The following is an 18,841-nucleotide window of genomic DNA, read 5'->3' as shown; positions in this document are numbered from 1 at the left end:
CTGTCACTCCTGTGCAGCAGCGCTGCTGGCGGGCGCGCCGGCAGCGCGGTGCTGCAGCACCGTTCCGGTCACCAGTGCCCGTATGGACGTCTGCAGCGAGTACCCGGCAGAGAGCTCTCGCCAGTGCGGCAGCAGCCTGCTGACCTGCGTCAGGCCCTGCACACACTCGCTGTCGGTCGTCTCATACCAGGCGCGTTCGTCCCTGCTGCGTTCGGCAGCCGCCGCCTGCATCTGCAGGTCGGCCGAGATGAGGTACCAGACTCCTCGCCAGAGGGCGAGCATCGCGGCGTCGTCGAGGCCGGCGTCAGCTGCGGCGGCGAAGAAGTGCTCAGTCGAGGCCAGTGCAGAAAGACCGATATTGGTGCCGCGCGACAGAATCGGCACGACCCAGGGCAGCCTGCTGAGGTTTTCATGCACCTCGACGCCCACTGCGACCATGCGCTCGACCGGTGTTCCGCTGGGAAGGACCCAGTCGATCTCTGCGGCGGCGTCAGACAGCGCGAGCGTGAGCAGCTCCGACTTGTTGCGCACGTAGTGATAGAGACTCATCGGCCGTGAGTTGAGGCGTGCCGCGAGGGCACGCATCGTCAATGCGGAGTAGCCTCCGGTCTCGAGCAGCGCGCGGGCCTCCGTGACGATGCGCTCCAGAGTGAGCGGCTGAGCCGGATCAGCGCCATGAGCGTCATCAAGTCGGGCCATAGAGCCAGCCTAACGGCTGTCCATGCGTCCGAGACCGCGACTGGGCCGCGTGGTATCGTTATGAGAATGGCTCGCAATAATAGTCGCTCGCTGTCGCGCAGTGGAGACCCGCGCAAACGTGCGCAGCACCGTCGGCAGAATCAGCCTGTTGCGGTCACTGTGCTGAACGGCTTTCTCGGTGCGGGAAAGACCACCCTGCTGCAGAGCCTGCTGGTACAGGCCTGGCAGCGCACGCCGCACCTGCGGCCCGCGGTGATCGTCAACGACATGAGCTCGCTCGACGTTGACGGTCTGGTGGTCGAAGACACTGAAGTGGTCAGCCACGAGATGGGCAACTTCGCCAGCATCAAGGGCGGCAGCGTGCACAGCGCCGAGCTGCTGCCCAAGCTGATCGCCACTGCCGAGCAGATGCTCGATGGCTATCAGCCTGAGCACATCTTCATCGAGACCTCAGGCAGTACGCGACCTTGGCCGCTCGTGAAAGCCCTCACCCGGCATCCGCGCCTGCAGCTGCGCGGGTTTCTCTCGCTCGTCGACGCGGCGATGCTGCGCGACGACTTCGCCTGCGGAGGGCTGATCGCCGATCAGGTGGCCCGTCAGCTCGGCGCTGGCACGCTCGGGGTCGAGTCGCTGATCGCCGAGCAGGTGATGTTCGCCTCAGAGGTCTATCTGACCAAGCTCGACAAGCTCGAGCCCGAGCAGGTCACACGCACCGCTGCCGCCCTGCACCGGCTCAACCCCTACGCGGGCATCACCGGTCTGCGCTTCGGCAATCTGCGGCTCGACGCAGTGCTCGCACAGCCGCGTTATCCTCGTGACCGAGTGGCGCAGCTGGGTCACGAGACCGAGCAGCGTGACGCAGAGCATCCAGAGACCGGTCGGCTGGTGTCGCTGGTGCTCGACGACGCGCGTCCGTTTCATCCTCGCAGGCTCTGGGAGGCATACACGACCGCACTGCCGCAGACGCTCTACCGCAGCAAGGGCATGACCTGGATTCCCACGCGCGACGACAAAGTGCTGCTCTGGAACCAGGCGGCCGGGGGCGTGAACCTCGAGTTCTTCGGCTACTGGAAGTCAGGCGTGCTCGACCGCGAGCAGCGCGCGGTCGCCGACGCGCAGACCTCATCCCGCGAGGCAGAGCGGCGCAGACTGCTGCCGCGCGAAATCGAGCAGCTGCAGCGTGAGGTCGACGAGATCGACCCGGTCTTCGGCGACCGGCGCACGAGCATCACCCTCCTGGGCGAAGACTCCGACACCCGCGCGTTTCTCGCTCGGCTCGAGCAGTGCCTGTGCACTCCGGAAGAGGTCATGGCATGGCGCAGCGGCGAGGAGTTCGACGACCCATGGCCGCAGCAGACGGTGACGGTCGACCAGTTCGCCCGTACCGCCGGTCTCGGCCGTCGGCGCATCTGAGCTTCGCCTCGTGCCGCAGCTGCGTTCGGCCCTCAGCGACGGCGGCTGCCCCACGACGTCCGTGCACTATCGGCGCAGAGTCGTCACCGCAGCGCCCACATCGCCACGGCACTCGATGCCGCGACGTTGAGCGAGTCGATGCCGTGAGCCATCGGAATCTCGACCAGTGTGTCTGCCGTGCGCAGGCAGGCGTCTGAGACGCCGTAGCCCTCAGACCCGAGCACGAGCGCGAGACGGGCGAAACGATCGGGCGCTGCGCTCACCTGCTCGGCGAACTCGTCGAGCGTGACCGATCGCTCGTCGAGTGCGAGCGTCGCCACGTGATAGCCGGCGTCGTGCAGCTGCGGGCCGAGTTCGCGCCATCCTCCGACATGCGCCCACGGCACCTGTAACACCGTGCCCATGCTCATGCGCACCGCCCGGCGATACAGCGGGTCTGCAGTGCGGGGCGTGAGCAGAATGCCGTCGGCTCCGAGCGCTCCGGCCGACCGAAAGATCAGCCCCACATTCGTGGGATCAACCACGCCCTCGATCACGACGAGACGCCGTCTGTCGGTTCCGTCTGCAGCATCCGCCGCCGTGCGCCCGGCGATCACATCAGCCGCATCGAGCGGGGCGGGCCGATTCATGCACCCGATCACGCCATGATGCAGTTCGAAGCCGGTCAGACGTTCGAGCACGGCTGCATCGCCGGTGAACACCGGAACCGGTGGCAGACCCGCCTGCTCCCGCGCGGCATCCCCGAAGCCGGCAGCCGTCAGCAGAAACCCGACCTCGGGCAGTGCGCTGCGCTCGGCCAGCACCGAACGCGGTGCGTGCCCGGCGGCCAGCGCGCGCTCGAACACGAACTTCGACTCGGCCAGGTAGAGCCCGCGTTCGCTGTCGATGCGACGCCGCAGCGCCGAGTCGGTCAGACGGGCGAAGTCGCTCAGCCGCGGGTCGTCGAGGTCATGCAGTTCGATGGTGGGCACGCAGTCAGGGTACCGTGCGCGGTGGTGCGATCGTCGGGCGCGCCGCGGCTAGACTTGGGGCCATGCATCCCGCATCGCCGCCGATCGTGACCCGCACGCCGGGCAAGATCAACCTGCTGCTTGCCGTGGGCGGGCAGTATGACGACGGGTATCACAAGATCGTCAACGTGTTCCAGGCGGTCGATCTCTATGAAGACATCTCGGTGCGCTGGGCCCCGGAATGGTCGCTGCACTTCACCGGCAGCCACTCTCTGCTCGTCGACGACGACAACCTCGTGCTGCGTGCCGGTCGGCTGCTTGCCTCGCGCGCCGCAGATCTGCGCACCGCATCGTCACCCGAGAACCTGGCCGCTGCGTGCATGGTGCGCAAGCGGGTGCCGATCGCGGGCGGCATGGCCGGCGGTTCGGCTGATGCCGCAGGCACGCTGGTCGCACTCGCCAAGCTGTGGCGGCTCGAGGTCGCGCGCGAGCAGCTCGGCGAGATGGCGGCGGAACTCGGTGCTGACGTGCCGTTCAGCCTGGTCGGCGGCACGGCGATCGGCACAGGGCGGGGCGACCGTCTGACGGCTGTGATCACGCGCGAGTCCTACCACTGGGTGCTGGTGACGCAGGCCGAGGGGCTGAGCACGGTCGACGTCTATCGTCGTTTCGACGAGCTGGTCGACGACGGCGAGATCGATGCGACGGGCAAGGCTCGGGCGCTCTCGGAGGCTGAATCCGTGGTCACTGCGCTGGCAACGGGTGATCCGGAGCAGCTGGGCCGGCACCTGCGCAACGACCTGCAGGCTGCGGCGATCAGTCTGCGCCCGAGCCTGCAGCGCACGCTTGACGAGGCACGTGACCTCGGTGCCGTCGCAGGCATCGTGTCAGGGTCGGGGCCGACGATCGCGCTCCTGGCCGGTGATGCGCATCATGCTGCGGCGCTCGCGCAGTCGCTGCTGGCTCGCGGACATCAGGCCAGTGTGGTCTCGAGCCCTGCGCGCGGTTCGCACGTGCTGTGAGGCTGCGGTCTCGCGCAGGCCCGCCTTTCTTGCGTTGACCCAGACTCGGATGCAGCTCGCTACCCGACCCAGCATCCTCGTCTCGCCGAACCCCGCCGCACCGCTGCACCGGCGCGGTACCCTTGTCGAATGGCACATCTTCTCGGCGCCGAACACATCAGCCTCAGTTACCCCACCAAAGACGTCTTCGACGACCTCTCGCTCGGCCTTGCCGAAGGGCAGCGCATCGGCATCGTCGGCCGCAATGGTGACGGCAAGACCACGCTGCTGCGACTGCTCGCCGGCGAGATGCAGCCCGACACCGGCCGGGTCACCCGTCGCGGCGGCATCACCGTCGGCGTGCTCGCCCAGACACCAGACCTCGACCCCGACGAGACGGTCGGCCACGCAGTGGTGGGCGATCTGCCCGAACACGAGTGGGCGTCGCAGCCGCGGGTGCGAGACGTGCTGCAGGGTCTGCTCGGCGACCTCGACTGGCACGCCACGACCGGTGCGCTCAGCGGGGGTCAGCGTCGTCGCGTCGCGCTCGCGGCCCTGCTGCGGCAAGACTGGGATGTGCTCTTTCTCGACGAGCCCACCAACCACCTCGATGTCGAGGGCATCACCTGGCTTGCTCGGCACCTCAAGCAGCGCTGGCCGAAGAACGCCGGCGGCCTCGTCATGGTCACGCACGATCGGTGGTTCCTCGACGCGGTCTGCACCGACACTTGGGAGGTGCACGACGGCACTGTCGAGCCCTTTGAAGGCGGGTACGCGGCCTACATTCTGCAGCGCGTCGAGCGTGACCGGCAGGCGGCGGCGGTCGAGGCCAAGCGTCAGAACCTCATGCGCAAAGAGCTGGCCTGGCTCGGCCGCGGTGCGCCGGCGCGCAGCTCGAAGCCGAAGTTCCGCATCGAGGCGGCCAACGAGCTGATCGCCGACGTGCCGCCCGTTCGCGACCGCGTGCGGCTGCAGTCGATGGCGACCTCTCGTCTGGGCAAAGACGTCATTGACGTGCTGGGCGTGACGGTGCAGTACGACGAGCATGTGCTCATGCACGACGTCGAGTGGCGAATCGGCCCCGGCGATCGACTCGGGCTGCTCGGTGCGAACGGCGCCGGCAAGTCGACGCTGCTGAGCCTGATCAAAGAGGCCTCGGCCAAGGCCGGATCGACTCAGGCCGCCCAGCTCGACGCCGGCGACGGCACCGCAGTCACGGCCGGCCGCATCAAGGTCGGTAAGACCGTCAAACTCGCTGAGCTCACCCAGGAGCTGCACGAACTCGACGCGATGAACGACGACCGCGTGCGCGAAGTCATCGGCCGAGTGCGCACGACCTACAAGGTCGGCGACGAAGACCTCAGCCCCTCGCAGATGCTCGAACGGCTCGGCTTCTCGAGCGTGCAGCTGTCGACCCCCGTGCGCGACCTCAGCGGAGGCCAGCGCCGGCGACTGCAGCTGCTGCTCACCCTGCTCGACGAACCGAACGTGCTCGTGCTCGACGAACCCACCAACGACCTCGACACCGACATGCTCGCCGCAATGGAAGACGTGCTCGACGTCTGGCCCGGCACGCTGATCGTCGTGTCGCACGATCGCTACTTCCTGGAGCGCGTGACCGACGACCAGTACGCCCTGATCGGCGGAACACTGCGGCACCTGCCCGGTGGGGTCGACGAATTCCTGCGACTCGACGCGGCTGCGCATGAGGGCTCTTCGGCGGATGCCGACAAGACCCCGTCCTCATCTCGCGCCGCGAGTGGGGCTGGTCACGCAGCTGGCGCGGCTTCGGGGGCGGGGGCGAGTGGTGCATCCGCCGCGGGGCTGAGTGGTGCCGAGCGTCGGGCCGCCGAAAAGCGGCTTCAGGCCCTCGAGCGCAAGCTGGCCAAGGCGCGCGATGCGCTGACGAAGGTCGATGCCGATCTCGCCGCGGCCGACCAGAGCGACTTCGAGGGACTCTCGAAGATCGATGCGCTGCGCAGGTCGACCAGCGGCGAAATCGATGAGCTTGAGGCCGAGTGGCTCGACCTCGCGGAGCAGCTCGAGGGATAGTCGCGGGTTCTCTACTCTCGCTGGGGCCCTGCTCTCTGGGGCCCGCAGGTTCTGTGCTCTCGCCAAGGCCCTATCCCCGAACCGGGCAGGTTCTGTGCTCTCCAAGGCCCTGCCCCTGAACCGGGCAGATTCTGTACTCTCGCCAAGGCCTGACCGCAGAAAGATCACAGATTCTGTGCTTTCGCTGGTTCAGACAGGTGCTTTTGCTCGTTGAGTGTGCAGAATCCGTCATATGCGGGTCGAAAGTGTAGAAGGTGCGGGTTTCATCGGCTGATGCTCGCAGGTTCTGTACTTTCGGTGGGCTTGTGCCGCTGAACCCGCAGATTCTGCGCTTGCGCCCTACGCCACCGCCGCAGCGACCTCCCACTGCACGAGTGCAGCGTTGACGGCGGCCCCGACCGTGGCGCCGCTGCCGATTGAGATCGGCACGTTCGCTGCCGGATTGCTCACGTTCCCGGCGGCCCACACCCGCGGGTGGCTCGTGTTCCCCATAGGGTCGGTCTGCAGGAACGATCCCATTCCGAACGGTGCCTCGGCGCGGTCGAGCCCGAGGCCGGCGACGCACGCGTCCAACGGGTGCATACGCGACTGCACGAACAGAGCGTCCAGCTCGACCGTCGCGTCGTCCTGCAGACGCACCCCGGTGACGCGGTCGTCGCCGAAGACCTCGGCGACAGGCGCCATCGTGCGGATGCCTCGCGCGGTCAACGCGTCGAGGTCGCCCTGCGAGAAGCCTGAGACGTCGGTGAAGAGTGTGACGGTCGGACTCCACTGACGCACGAGCTGCGCCATATGCAGTGCGACAGGACCGTTCGCGATGATGCCGAGTCTTTGGTCGCGCACCTCCCAGCCATGGCAGTACGGGCAGTGCAGCACCGTGCTGCCCCAGTGGCGCGCAAGACCTGGGATGTCGGGCAGCTCGTCACTCACTCCCGTGGCGACCACGACGGTGTGGGTCACGAGAAGCTCCTGGGTTTCGCCTGCCGAAGGGGTGACCACCACTTCGAGCGCGTCCGGACGATCAGTCGGTTCTCGCACCGTGGCGACGCTGCCGTCGACGAATTCGATGCCGTACAGTTCGGCTTCGCTGCGGCCGCGGGCCGCAAGTTCGGTAGGAGGCAGCCCCTCGCTGCCGAGTACAGCGTGCATGTGCGTGGCAAAGCGGTTGCGGGGCTCGCCGCTGTCGATGACGAGCACGTGGCGTCGTGCCCGGCCGAGCATCAAGGCGGCGGACAGACCGGCGGCACCCGCGCCGATGACGATGGCATCCCAAGTGGAGTTCATGGGGTCTACTTCACACGGCTGAACCCCACAACTCAAGATCCAGAGGTTGTGTAGCTGTTGCGAGTTTCACACAATAGCTACACATAAAAGAATCAACATATTGCGATCTGTTGATATGTATGCCATGATGAAGTCATGAGCACAGTACCGGGACTGGCCAAGGCAGCACAGCTGTTCAAGGTGCTCGGCAACGAATCGAGGCTTGACCTGCTGGTGCTGTTGGGCGACCAGCAGCTCTCGGTCGGCAAGCTGACCGATCTGTCGGGGCTGTCGCAGCCCCTGGTCTCGCAGCACCTGCGCACGTTGAAACAAGCGGGCTTGGTGACAGCGAAACGAGACGGCAAAACGATGAACTATCGGGTCGCAGACCACCATGTCAGCCATGTGATCGCCGATGCGCTCATCCACGTTCAAGAGCCTGCGGCCGACTCGGTCGAGGCTGACGAGAGTTCACAGGAGGAACAATCATGACCATCGCAGACGTTCACGCAGAGCATTCCGTCGCAGAGCATCAGCACGGTCCGGGCTGCGGCCATGAGGCTGTGCAGCACGGTGACCATGTGGACTACATCCACGGCACGCATCACCACGCACTGCACGGCGACCACTACGACGAGCACGAGTCGGTTGCCGAGCATTCCGTCGCAGAGCACCAGCACGGTCCGGGCTGCGGTCACGAGGCTGTGCAGCATGGTGACCACACCGACTACATCCACAACGGTCACCACCACGCCCTGCATGGCGACCACTACGACGAGCACTGATCTTTCGTTCGTCTCGAAGCCCCCGCGTTCACTCAGTCGGTGGTGCAGCTCCCCGAGCTCACCGTCGCAGTGAGCCCGGGGGCTTTCTGCACCACGGGTTTGAGATCGCTGAGCGGAATCGCATAGCCCACGTTCGGCACCGACCTTTCTTTCGCGAAGACCACACCGGCGATCTCGCCGTCTGTGGTGATCAGCGGGCCGCCCGAGTTGCCCGGCTGCACGTTCGCCGCCAAGGTGAGCACGTCGCGCGGGCCTGAGCCACTGAAGTCAACGGTGCCGGCAGCCATGACGCTTGCCGGGCCCGAGGTGAACGGTCCGCCGCCGGGATAGCCCTGCACCGCTCCCTGTGTGCCACGGCCGACGGCTGCGGCCGATGCCAGCGGCAGCACTGGCGCCCCGAGACCGTCGACGTCGATGACGGCGAGATCGGCCTTCGGGTCGAAATACGTGATGCGGCCGCTCTTCGCAGGCTTGCCGGGCACCTCGACGACCGGCTCTGAGACGCCGCTCACCACATGGGCGTTCGTGACGACTCGATCATCGCTGACCACGAACCCCGAGCCTGTCTGCTCCTGCCCGCATGCGTATGCGGGGCCGCTGATGCGCACGACCGACTTCGCCGCCTGGGTGAGCTGGGGTGTCGCCAGATCGACTTGAGGCAGCGATGGCTCTTGCGACACACCGCCCAGCGCCTCGACGACCCAAGGCAGGCCTTCGTCGATGGCGCTCTGGCCCCAAAGCGTGGCAGTCGATCGCAGGCTGCTCGGCATCAGTCCGTCGATCACGGTGACGACGCGAGACGAACTCAGCGTCTGCGTGAGCCACGGGGCGCCGATTCCCGAGACCGCCGAAGAGACCAGCCCGATCATCAGGCTGCTCGCGAGCAGCCCGGCCACGGCACCCAACAGCCTGTTCACGGCACCGAGCCGCACACGTTCGAGCACACCGCCGATCGATCGGCCGATCGCCCCGCCGATGCTGCCTCCGATGACGACGAGCCCCAAACCCACGATCATGACCATCGCGATGCGGGTCGCACCGTTGCCTCCCAAAGTCACGACCCAAGGGATGGCGAGCCAGGCGGCGAAACCGCCCACCACCATGCCGGCAAGACGCAGCGCGACTCGCGCGAGACCGCGCCGCGCGCCGCTGATCGTCTGCCACGTGATGATGCCCAGCAGCACGAGGTCGAGAGGCAGTGCGCCGAGTGTCAGATCCATGAATGACATCGTATGCACTGCCTGCGACATTGCGGAGAAGAAGTCGACGTGGAACCGGTCGGCAAGGTGCTGCGAAGCAGCTGGAGAGTGCGGGGTCTTCTGCAGTGAGGTGGCAGCCGACGATGAGCCACGAGTAAAGTGGTCTGCGGCAGTCTCGCTGCCGATCCGCCTTAGTGTAACGGCAGCACGACAGCCTTTGGAGCTGTGAAGACCAGGTTCGAATCCTGGAGGCGGAGCGCAGTCGAACCGATGGGAGCTCAGGCAAATGGCTGACAGCAACTTGGCAGTGATCATTCTGGCGGCGGGGCAGGGAACCCGCATGAAGTCTGCGACGCCCAAAGTGCTGCACGCGCTTGCCGGTCGGCCGCTCATCGGGCACGTGCTCGCCGCAGCCGATGCGCTCGAGCCAGAGCGTGTGGTTCTCGTCGTCCGTCATCAGCGTCAGCGCGTCGAAGAGGCCGCCCGCACACTGCTGCCCCGCGTCGAGATCGCCGAGCAGGGAGAGATCCCCGGCACCGGTGCCGCTGCCGAGGCGGGTCTCGACGTGCTCGACGAGGGGTTCGTCGGCGATGTGCTGATCACGAGCGGTGACGTGCCGTTGCTGGGCGAGGATGCCTTGGCCGAGTTCATCACCGCGCACCGTGCCAGCGGGGCGGCTGCAAGCGTGCTGACTGCACGAATCGCAGACCCGACGGGTTATGGCCGGGTCGTACGCACGGCATCCGGCGACCTCGAGGCGATCGTCGAACAGCGTGACGCGACCGAGCAGCAGCTGCTCATCGACGAGGTCAACTCTGGCACCTATCTCTTCCAGGCCAACGACCTGCGCCGCTCGCTCGCCCAGGTGGGCGTCGACAATGCGCAGAACGAGAAGTACCTCACCGACGCCATCGGCGTGCTGGTGCGCGAGGGGCGACCCGTCGCCGCCCACGTCATCGACGACCCGATGCTCGTGCAGGGCATCAACGACCGAGAGCAGCTGGCCGAGGTCGCCGCCGAGCTCAACCGACGCATCATCCGACGCTGGCGCCTGGCCGGCGTCACCATTCAGGACGCCGCGAGCACTTGGGTCGACGTGACCGTCGAACTGGGGCAGGACGTCACGCTGCTGCCCGGAACCCAGCTGCGCGGCACGACCGTCGTGCAGGACGAAGCCGTGATCGGGCCGGACACCACACTGGTCGACACCGAGGTCGGCTTCGGCGCCGAAGTCTGCCGCACTCATTCGCTCTCTGCCCGCATCGGCGAGAACGCGCACGTCGGCCCGTTCTCTTACCTGCGCCCGGGCACTGTTCTGGGTAACGAGGGCAAGATTGGCACGTTCGTCGAGACGAAGAACGTCACCATCGGCCACGGTGCCAAGCTGCCGCATCTCAGCTATGCGGGCGACGCCGAGATCGGCGAGGGCTCGAACATCGGTGCGGGCACGATCTTCGCGAACTACGACGGCGTGCACAAGCATCGCTCGACGGTCGGCCCGCAGGTGCGCACCGGTGCGCACAACGTGTTCGTCGCCCCTGTGCACATCGGCGCCGGCGTCTACTCGGGCGGCGGCACCATCATTCGCAAAGACGTCCCGGCGGGTTCGCTCGTGATCACCCAGGCCCCTCAGGTCAACAAAGAGGGCTGGGTTATCGAGCATCGCGCCGGAACGGCCGCGGCGGAGGCAGCCGAGGCCGCTCTGAACGGCGATCAGAACGCCGAGCAGAGCAACAGCCGCACCAGCGGCAACGAGTAGTCAACAACGAGCAGCAGTCGGCGACAGGCGACAGAAGGGCATCCCGTGTCGGGAATTAATGCGGACAACCATAAGCGACTCGTTCTGGTCAGCGGCAGGGCACACCCTGCACTGGCCCGAGAGATCGCGAAGAACCTCGGCACCGAACTGGTGCCGACCAAAGCGCTGAACTTCGCCAACGGCGAGATCTACGTTCGATACGACGAGAGCATCCGCGGGTCTGACGCCTTCGTGATTCAGTCGCACACCTCCCCGATCAACGAGTGGCTCATGGAGTCGCTCATCATGGTCGATGCGCTCAAGCGCGCCTCGGCGAAGCGCATCACCGTCGTGGCCCCCTGCTATCCGTACGCTCGGCAGGACAAAAAGCACCGCGGTCGCGAGCCCATTTCCGCCCGCCTCGTCGCCGACCTGTTCAAGGCCGCGGGCGCCGACCGCATCATGTCGGTCGACCTGCACTCGCCGCAGATTCAGGGGTTCTTCGACGGCCCTGTCGACCACCTCTTCGCGCAGCCGATTCTGCTCGAGCACTTCCGTGAGACCCTCGGGCATGACGATCTGACCATCGTCTCGCCCGACATGGGCCGCGTGAAGGTCGCCGACACCTGGAGCGACAAGCTGGGTGCGCCGCTGGCCATCATCCACAAGCGTCGCGATCCGCTGGTGCCGAACCAGGCGACTGCGCACGAGATCGTCGGCAACGTGCAGGGCCGCACCTGCCTCGTGGTCGACGACCTGATCGACACCGGCGGCACGATTCTCGCAGCTGCACGTGCCCTCAAGGCGCATGGAGCCGCGAAGGTCGTCGTCGGCGCCACGCACGCCGTGTTCTCAGACCCGGCGGTCGAGCGACTGACCAGCCCCGAGATCGACCGCGTCGTGGTGACGAACACGCTGCCGCTGCCGGCCGAGAAGATCTTCCCGACGCTGACCGTGCTGTCGATCGCGCCGCTGATCTCCAAGGCGATTCACGAGGTCTTCGCCGATGGTTCGGTGACGTCGATGTTCGACGGCGCGGCCTGAGCCGTCTTCGAGCGAGTGCGTCTCACACTGGTGCACACCGGCGGCACGATCGGCATGTCCGAGAGCGCCGCCGGTCTCGTTCCCGACCCTGATTTCATCGGTCGCCTGCTTGCCGAGGGCGCGCTGCCCGAGGGCACAGACGTCGTCGAGCTCGCTCCGCTGCTCGACAGCGCCAATGTGGGGCCGGTCGAGTGGCAGCTGATCGTCGACGCAGTGGTCGTCGCGATCGATCGTGGTGCCGATGCCGTGGTCGTGCTGCATGGCACTGACACGTTGGCCTTCACTGCGGCTGCGCTCTCACTCGCGCTGCCGATCGTGCTGCGGGAGGTCGACCGACCGGCACGGGTGGTGCTGACCGGTGCGCAGCATCCGTTGTATGGGGCCGACGGCGCGCACGATGCCGACGCCGAGGCCAACCTGCGCGATGCGCTGGCTGCGGCGCAGGTGCTTGCGGCGGCCCCGACCCAGACGTCTGCGTCGGGGTCTGCGCAGGCGCCTGAGGTCGGCACCGCGGGCGCGGTCGGCGTGTTCGTGCAGTTCGGCGGCCGTCTGCTGCCCGGTCTGCACGTCTCTAAGATCTCGTCGGTTTCGGCGCAGGGCTTCGTCGCGACGAACGGACGCCGCGACTCGTTCGCCGCTGTGGGTGCTGTCGACGGCGCATCAGGAGGCCGGCTGGAGTTCGGGGCGTTCGCTCCGCACGAGATCGGGGTCGCCATGGTGTATCCAGGGGTGACCGCAGCGCAGCTCGATGCGGCGCTCGGCAACGGGCCGGCCGCTGTGCTGTGCTGCTTCGGCTCGGGAGCGGTGCCGTCTGGGACTCCCGGAGTCGAAGACGTGCTGCGTCAGCACGCGCGCCGACAGGCCGTCGTCGCCATCAGTCAGAGCGGGCACGGCGGTGTGCACCTGGGGGTCAACGCCGCAGCGGCCCCGCTGCAGACCGCTGGAGTCGTCGACGGCCGCGACCTCACCCTCGAAGCGGCGCTGGCGGCACTGCACGTCGCCCTTGCCTGCGGTCTCTGTGGCGCGGGCGCCGCCGACTTCGTCGCTGCGGTGGCCGGTCAGAGCGCGAGTTGACGGCCGGGTCGGACTTGGTCGCCTCGCAGCGTTTCGCAACCTGCTGAGGTCTGACCACACGGGCGACTCGATCTGAGCGCCGCCACCACATAGACATCCATGACAACAGCATCCATCACAAGACAACCTTGAGAGCAGAGCAGTATGAGCGAGCATGACGACGTCTGGTCGCCAGCCGAGAAGCGCGCCGGACGCATCGGCACCGAAGAGCAGACCGGATTCAAGAAAGGGCTGAAGCCCCGGCAGGTGCAGATGATCGGCTTCGGCGGGGCCATCGGCACCGGGCTCTTCCTCGGCTCCGGCGGGCGACTCGAACAGGCCGGTCCTGCCCTGCTGATCGACTATGCCGTCTGCGGCATATTCGCCTTCCTCATTCTGCGCGCGCTCGGCGAGCTGGTCGTGCATCGCCCGTCGTCGGGGTCGTTCGTCTCGTACGCCCGCGAGTTCTACGGCGAGAAGATGGCCTTCTTCAGCGGGTGGATGTACTGGGTGAACTGGGCTACGACATCGATCGTCGATGTCACCGCGGTCGCGATCTATGTGAAGTGGTTCGGCGACGTGGGCATGCTGCCCTGGCTGCAGGGCGTGCCGCAGTGGTCGATCGCACTCATCGCACTCGTTGTCGTGCTGGGCATGAACATGATCTCGGTGAAGGTGTTCGGCGAGCTGGAGTTCTGGGCGGCGCTCATCAAAGTCGTCGCGCTGGTGGCGTTCTTGGTGGTCGGGTCGCTGTTCCTGATCTTCGGCATGCCCGACGGGTCGCCCCGCGGGCCGACGCTGATCTTCGAGAACGGCGGCATGTTCCCGAACGGTGTGATGCCTGCGCTGGTGATTCTGCAGGGCGTGGTGTTCGCCTACGCCAGCATCGAGCTGGTCGGCACCACCGCAGGCGAGACCGAGAACCCGCGCAAAGTGATTCCCAAGGCGATCAACACCGTCGTGATGCGCATCGCTCTGTTCTACGTGGGATCGGTTCTGCTGCTCGTGCTGCTGCTGCCGTACACAGCCTTCCACGCGGGCGAGAGCCCGTTCGTCACCCTGTTCCGTGGGGTCGGCTTTGAGGCCGCTGCCCCGATCATGGAACTGGTCGTGCTCACCGCCGCCCTCTCGTCACTGAACGCCGGCTTGTATTCGACCGGGCGCATCCTGCACTCGATGGCTAAGGGTGGAACCGCACCCGCGTTCGCCGGGCGTCTGTCGAAGGCGGGCGTGCCCTACGGCGGCATCCTGCTGACATCGGTCGTGACCCTCGCTGGCGTCGTGCTGAACATGGTCGTGCCCGACCAGGCCTTCGAGATCGTGCTGAACCTCGCGGCCTTCGGCATCATCTCTGCCTGGGGAACCATCACGCTCACGAACATGCGCTTCGTCAAGCTGTCGAAGCTTGGTCTCTATGAACGCCCTGAATATCGCATGCCCGGTGCGCCGTACACGAACTGGATCACGCTGGTGTTCTTGGCTGCGGTCGTGGTGCTGATCGGCTTCGACTATCCGACCGGAACCTTCACGATGCTCTCGATGGTCGTGGTGGCCGCCGCGCTCGTTGCCGGCTGGTTTGCCTGCCGCGGGCGGGTGCGTGCGATCGCCGAGCAGCGCCTTGGCGAGACGGGGATGTTCCCGGTCGTCGCGAACCTGCCTCACGAACCCGGTGAGGCGGGGCTGCGTCGGCGGGTTGACGGTCGTGTGACGCACGACGATGAGGCTGAAGAGGCTGACCCGCGCTGAGTGCTGAGCACCGCACTCTGCACGCTGCACGCAGCAAGCAGCACTCTGCACACATCACGCTGCAGCACTTGACCTTGCCCCAGCTCAGCCATCTCTCCGTCGAGATGTGCACGGTTCCGCCCAGATGTACATGGTTCCGCTCAAACTCGGCCGATCTCGACAAAACCGTGTCATTCTCGACAGAACGGTGCCGTTCTTGACGAAGCCGTGCGCAACCCCCTGTGGGCAGAGTCGCCCAGCCGCACATATGCGACAGCAGCCCGTCGATCTGTCGATGCGTCTCCTGCAAACAGAATCGCCCTGCCCCTCAGTTGCGAGGGCGCAGGGCGATTGGTCAGGGGCAGCCGCAGGCTGTCTCAGTGTCCAGAATCAGTGGCAGGCCGTGATCAGTCGTTGACGCGGTGAATGAGCTTCACGAAGGCGTCGACGATGCTGGTCACGAACTTCGCAGTGCTCTCGCTGGCGAACTCTCCGGCCTCGTTCAGCAGGTCAGGGGTGAACTGGATAAACCCCTCCGGCTGGCCCAGCTGAATGGTGTTCAGGAACGAGAGAATCGAGCGCAGGTGCTGCTGCCCTGCGGCGGTTCCGACTGCACCAGGGGAGGTACCGACGACTGCGACGACCTTCTCGTTGAATGAGTTGGTGCCCCAGGGGCGGCTCGACCAGTCGATGGCGTTCTTCAGGGGTGCGGGAATCGAGCGGTTGTACTCCGGGGTGACGATGAGGATGCCGTCTGCGCCTTCGATCGCTGCCTTGAGCTCCTTGCCCTCGGCAGGGTAGTCCGCATCGTAGTCGTAGCTGTACAGCGGCAGGTTCTTGATCGGAATCTCGAAGAACTCGACATCGGCGACGTCGAGCTTCGCGATGGCCTCGGCAAGCTTGCGGTTGATGGACTGGCTGGCGATGCTGCCGACGATGTAGCCGATCTTGAGAGTCATTCGGGTCTCTTTCTGCTTTCGTGCTGATGGGTAGTGATGCATGACGCGTGTGTGCGTGGAGTCGATTGCGGACGACGCGCTGCGCACTTACACAAATCTATAACTATTGTTGTGTCAACTAAATGTTTCGCGCTACGTCGGCGTGTCGGTCCTAAGGCGCCGCTCCCCGACACTGCGCGCGCTTCGCGGCCGCACCAGTCTCGCCCAATAGAATGACCGCATGACTACCGCTGCTGAGATCAACGCCACCCGTGCTTGGAACCGCTTTTATGCAGACGGCACGCCGAAAGACATCGATCTTCCCGCGGGGTCGCTCTACGACATGCTCGAAGGCAGCGCCAACCGTTTCGGCGATCGCGTGGCCATCGAGTTCTTCGGACAGGAGCTCACCTTCGCTGATCTGCGCGCGCAGGTCGACGCGGTGGCCGAGGGCCTGCGACTCGAAGGCGTCGCCGCGGGCACGCGCGTCGCACTGATCATGCCGAACTGCCCGCAGCACGTGATCGCGTTTTATGCCGTGCTGCGTCTGGGCGGGATCGTGGTCGAGCACAACCCGATCTACACCGCCAGCGAGCACGAGAAGCAGTTTCTCGATCATGAGGCCGACATCGTCATCGCCTGGACCAAGGTGGTCGGCACGCTGCGCAGCATGAGCGACGCGGCGGTGCCCAGCCGCATCGTCTCGGTCGACATCACCCGAGCGATGCCGCTCAAGCTGCGGCTTGCCCTGCGGCTGCCGGTGGCGAAAGCCCGCGAGAAACGTGCGGCGTTGGTCGGCCCGGCGGCCGAGACCAAGCGGTTCGAGCAGCTTTCGAAGTACGGCCCGATCGACCAGTCGTACCCTCGGCCGACCAATGAGTCGCTCGCGCTGCTGCAGTACACCAGCGGCACGACCGGCGACCCGAAGGGTGCGAAGATCACGCATGGCAACCTTTGGGCCAACGCTCGTCAGGGTGCCGCCTGGATGCCGCGCTTCACCCCGGGCGCCGAGACGATCTATGGCCTGCTGCCGATGTTCCACGCGTTCGGACTGCTGCTCTCGGTGATCTATGCCGTGCACGTTGCCGCGCGGGCGACGCTCTTTCCCACCTTCGACCCGGCGCTCGTCGTCGAGGCGTCGAAGAAGCATCCGGCGACGTTCATACCGGCGGTGCCCCCGATGTATGACCGGCTTGCGCGAGTGGCGCGCGACGGCAAGCTCGATCTCAGCGGCGTGATCTACGCGATCTCGGGAGCGATGACTCTGAACGACGCCATCGTCGAACGCTGGGAGGCGGTCGCGGGCGGTCGCCTCGTCGAAGGCTACGGGCTCACTGAATGCAGCCCGGTCGCGCTCGGCAACCCGTTCTCAGACGAACGCAAGACCGGTACGATCGGCATTCCTTTCCCGTCGACCGACATCAAGGTGGTCGACCCGAACGATGTGAAGCGTGAAGTCGACACCGGTGAGATCGGCGAGCTGTTGATCCATGGCCCACAGGTGTTCCAGGGGTACTGGAACCGCCGCGAAGAGACCGAGGCCGTCCTGCTCGACGGCGGGTGGCTGCGCACGGGCGACCTCGTCACGCAGGATGCCGACGGCTTCGTCACCGTCGTCGACCGCAAGAAGGAGCTGATCATCACCGGCGGGTTCAACGTGTCGCCCAGCGAGGTCGAAGCGGTGATCTCGAAGGTGCCGGGCGTCGCGGAGTGCGCGGTGGTCGGTGTTCGGCGGGGTACGTCGCAGGCAGAGAGCGTCACGGCTGTGATCGTGCCCGAGCACGCGGATGCCGGCGCGACCCCGCCTGAGAACGGCGCTCCAGCGTCCGCCGACGATGCGTCTGCGACCACGGCATCCGCTGCGAAGGCGACTGCTCTACTCGATGACTCACCTCAGCCCTTCGACGAGCAGGTGGCGCGTGAGTACGCCCGCGAGCACTTGGCCGAATACAAGGTGCCGCGTTCGTACGTGATCTGGGATGAGCTGCCGAAGTCGCTGATCGGCAAGGTGCTGCGCAAAGAGGTGCGCGAGCGGCTCGAGAACGAGCGTCGGTCGGGCGCACAGAAGTAGCCGCACATGCACAGAGGGGCGCCCACCGAGCAGATGCCGGCGTGCGCCCCTCTGTGCATGTGCTCGCGATGCGGCGAGCGTCAGTCGTCAGTCGCGGTGACGTTCACGGGGATGTTGCCGCGCGTCGCGTTGCTGTACGGGCAGACCTGATGGGCCTTCTCGACCAATGCCTGGGCCTCGTCGTGAGGCAGGCCGGGGATGTTCACCTCGAGGTCGACGGCCAGAGCGAAGCCGCCTTCTCCGTTGGGGCCGATGTGCACACGTGCGCCCACCGAAGTGTCATGGATCGCCACGCCCTCGTTCTTGGCCACGAGCTGCAGCGCGCCGTGGAAGCAGGCGGCATACCCTGACGCGAAGAGCAGCTCCGGGTTCACCTTGCCGCCTGCGCCGCCCATCTCGGCGGGAACGGCCAGATCAAGATCGATCAGGCCATCGGTGGTGCGCACATGGCCGTTGCGTCCGTCTCCGGTGGCGAGAGCCTCGGCGGTGTAGAGCGTCTTTGTGATTGGCATTCGTGTTCCTTCCCTCGGCATCGAGACGACGCCAGGTCTTGGGGACGATGGGCAGACCCCATCGCGTATGCCGTCATTGTCTCGCACGAGGCCGGGTGCGGCCAGAGTGACGAGTGAACGAATAGGAAACACTCAGTTGGATGCTCGTGCTCGTGCTCGTGCTCGTGCTCGTGCTCGTGCTCGTGCCTGTGCCTGTGTCCGTGTCTGTGCCTGTGGGGTGTGCGTGTGCCTGTGCGTGTGGGGTTGTTGGTGTTCGACACGCCCGGGTGGGTGGTGTGGTTTTGGGTGGTTGGTGGGGTGTGGGTATTGTTTCTTCTTGTCACCCCAAAGGTGCTGGGATCTGTAGGGTTCTGGGCCTCAAGCGGGGGCCGCTCATTGTGTTGCTGGGGCCGTTTGGT

General features: G+C 66.2%; 16 protein-coding genes and 1 tRNA gene. 11 read left to right on the top strand and 6 right to left on the bottom strand.

The window, feature by feature from the left end; translation table 11 throughout:
• Positions 1–3: 3 nt before the first annotated feature.
• Positions 4–699 (bottom strand): TetR/AcrR family transcriptional regulator, encoded by a 696-nt coding sequence (locus F8O07_RS00090; protein ID WP_158030165.1) that lies wholly within the window; start codon positions 697–699, stop codon positions 4–6.
• Positions 700–765: 66 nt separating this feature from the next.
• On the opposite strand from F8O07_RS00090, the gene F8O07_RS00085 reads away from it, so the two are divergent.
• On the top strand, positions 766–2,112 hold the full coding sequence (locus F8O07_RS00085) for a CobW family GTP-binding protein (protein WP_192496554.1): 1,347 nt from the start codon (positions 766–768) through the stop codon (positions 2,110–2,112).
• 83 nt (positions 2,113–2,195) lie between these two features.
• Here the strand turns inward: F8O07_RS00085 and F8O07_RS00080 are convergent, their stop codons facing one another.
• Complete coding sequence (locus F8O07_RS00080) at positions 2,196–3,083, bottom strand: TrmH family RNA methyltransferase (RefSeq protein WP_158030163.1); 888 nt, start codon at positions 3,081–3,083, stop codon at positions 2,196–2,198.
• Between the two features lie 62 nt (positions 3,084–3,145).
• On the opposite strand from F8O07_RS00080, the gene F8O07_RS00075 reads away from it, so the two are divergent.
• Together F8O07_RS00075 and F8O07_RS00070 are read left to right on the top strand one after the other, a co-directional pair.
• Positions 3,146–4,084, top strand: a complete 939-nt coding sequence (locus F8O07_RS00075) for a 4-(cytidine 5'-diphospho)-2-C-methyl-D-erythritol kinase (protein ID WP_158030162.1) — start codon at positions 3,146–3,148, stop codon at positions 4,082–4,084.
• 129 nt (positions 4,085–4,213) lie between these two features.
• Positions 4,214–6,115 carry an ABC-F family ATP-binding cassette domain-containing protein gene (locus tag F8O07_RS00070; RefSeq protein ID WP_158030161.1) on the top strand — a complete coding sequence of 634 codons (1,902 nt, stop codon included), beginning with the start codon at positions 4,214–4,216 and terminating at the stop codon, positions 6,113–6,115.
• Positions 6,116–6,454: 339 nt separating this feature from the next.
• Here the strand turns inward: F8O07_RS00070 and F8O07_RS00065 are convergent, their stop codons facing one another.
• The gene (locus tag F8O07_RS00065; protein ID WP_158030160.1) at positions 6,455–7,399 is read right to left on the bottom strand and encodes an NAD(P)/FAD-dependent oxidoreductase; all 945 of its coding nucleotides are present in this window, start codon (positions 7,397–7,399) and stop codon (positions 6,455–6,457) included.
• A 135-nt stretch (positions 7,400–7,534) separates the two neighbouring features.
• Between F8O07_RS00065 and F8O07_RS00060 the strand changes: the two genes are divergently transcribed.
• Both F8O07_RS00060 and F8O07_RS00055 read left to right on the top strand, forming a co-directional pair.
• On the top strand, positions 7,535–7,870 hold the full coding sequence (locus F8O07_RS00060; protein WP_158030159.1) for an ArsR/SmtB family transcription factor: 336 nt from the start codon (positions 7,535–7,537) through the stop codon (positions 7,868–7,870).
• Positions 7,867–8,163, top strand: a complete 297-nt coding sequence (locus F8O07_RS00055; RefSeq protein WP_158030158.1) for a hypothetical protein — start codon at positions 7,867–7,869, stop codon at positions 8,161–8,163. Before F8O07_RS00060 ends, F8O07_RS00055 begins: the two co-directional genes overlap by 4 nt.
• Before the next feature lie 32 nt (positions 8,164–8,195).
• On the opposite strand, the gene F8O07_RS00050 is transcribed toward F8O07_RS00055, so the two are convergent.
• Complete coding sequence (locus F8O07_RS00050; RefSeq protein WP_192496553.1) at positions 8,196–9,383, bottom strand: MarP family serine protease; 1,188 nt, start codon at positions 9,381–9,383, stop codon at positions 8,196–8,198.
• Positions 9,384–9,547: 164 nt separating this feature from the next.
• On the opposite strand from F8O07_RS00050, the gene F8O07_RS00045 reads away from it, so the two are divergent.
• The 5 genes from F8O07_RS00045 to F8O07_RS00025 all read left to right on the top strand — a co-directional run bounded on the left by F8O07_RS00045 (position 9,548) and on the right by F8O07_RS00025 (position 14,943).
• A tRNA-Gln gene (locus F8O07_RS00045) sits at positions 9,548–9,619 on the top strand.
• Positions 9,620–9,648: 29 nt separating this feature from the next.
• Positions 9,649–11,121 (top strand): bifunctional UDP-N-acetylglucosamine diphosphorylase/glucosamine-1-phosphate N-acetyltransferase GlmU, encoded by a 1,473-nt coding sequence (gene glmU, locus F8O07_RS00040; RefSeq protein ID WP_158030156.1) that lies wholly within the window; start codon positions 9,649–9,651, stop codon positions 11,119–11,121.
• Between the two features lie 45 nt (positions 11,122–11,166).
• Complete coding sequence (locus F8O07_RS00035) at positions 11,167–12,144, top strand: ribose-phosphate diphosphokinase (protein ID WP_158030155.1); 978 nt, start codon at positions 11,167–11,169, stop codon at positions 12,142–12,144.
• Between the two features lie 15 nt (positions 12,145–12,159).
• A complete protein-coding gene (locus F8O07_RS00030) occupies positions 12,160–13,218 on the top strand; it encodes an asparaginase domain-containing protein (RefSeq protein WP_158030154.1) in 1,059 nt (352 codons plus the stop codon).
• A gap of 144 nt (positions 13,219–13,362) precedes the next feature.
• Entirely contained in the window at positions 13,363–14,943 is a 1,581-nt protein-coding gene (locus tag F8O07_RS00025; RefSeq protein WP_158030153.1) for an amino acid permease, read from the top strand.
• Positions 14,944–15,329: 386 nt separating this feature from the next.
• Here the strand turns inward: F8O07_RS00025 and F8O07_RS00020 are convergent, their stop codons facing one another.
• Positions 15,330–15,881 carry an NADPH-dependent FMN reductase gene (locus tag F8O07_RS00020; RefSeq protein ID WP_158030152.1) on the bottom strand — a complete coding sequence of 184 codons (552 nt, stop codon included), beginning with the start codon at positions 15,879–15,881 and terminating at the stop codon, positions 15,330–15,332.
• Positions 15,882–16,101: 220 nt separating this feature from the next.
• Between F8O07_RS00020 and F8O07_RS00015 the strand changes: the two genes are divergently transcribed.
• The gene (locus F8O07_RS00015; RefSeq protein WP_158030151.1) at positions 16,102–17,931 is read left to right on the top strand and encodes an AMP-binding protein; all 1,830 of its coding nucleotides are present in this window, start codon (positions 16,102–16,104) and stop codon (positions 17,929–17,931) included.
• Positions 17,932–18,011: 80 nt separating this feature from the next.
• Here the strand turns inward: F8O07_RS00015 and F8O07_RS00010 are convergent, their stop codons facing one another.
• A complete protein-coding gene (locus tag F8O07_RS00010) occupies positions 18,012–18,443 on the bottom strand; it encodes an organic hydroperoxide resistance protein (RefSeq protein WP_158030150.1) in 432 nt (143 codons plus the stop codon).
• Between the last annotated feature and the right edge of the window lie 398 nt (positions 18,444–18,841).

Origin of the sequence: Pseudoclavibacter sp. CFCC 13796 (assembly GCF_008831185.1) — a bacterium.
Lineage (GTDB): Bacteria > Actinomycetota > Actinomycetes > Actinomycetales > Microbacteriaceae > Pseudoclavibacter_A.
Note: the sequence above shows the minus strand (reverse complement) of the source record. Positions and strands in the feature narration are given on the sequence as shown.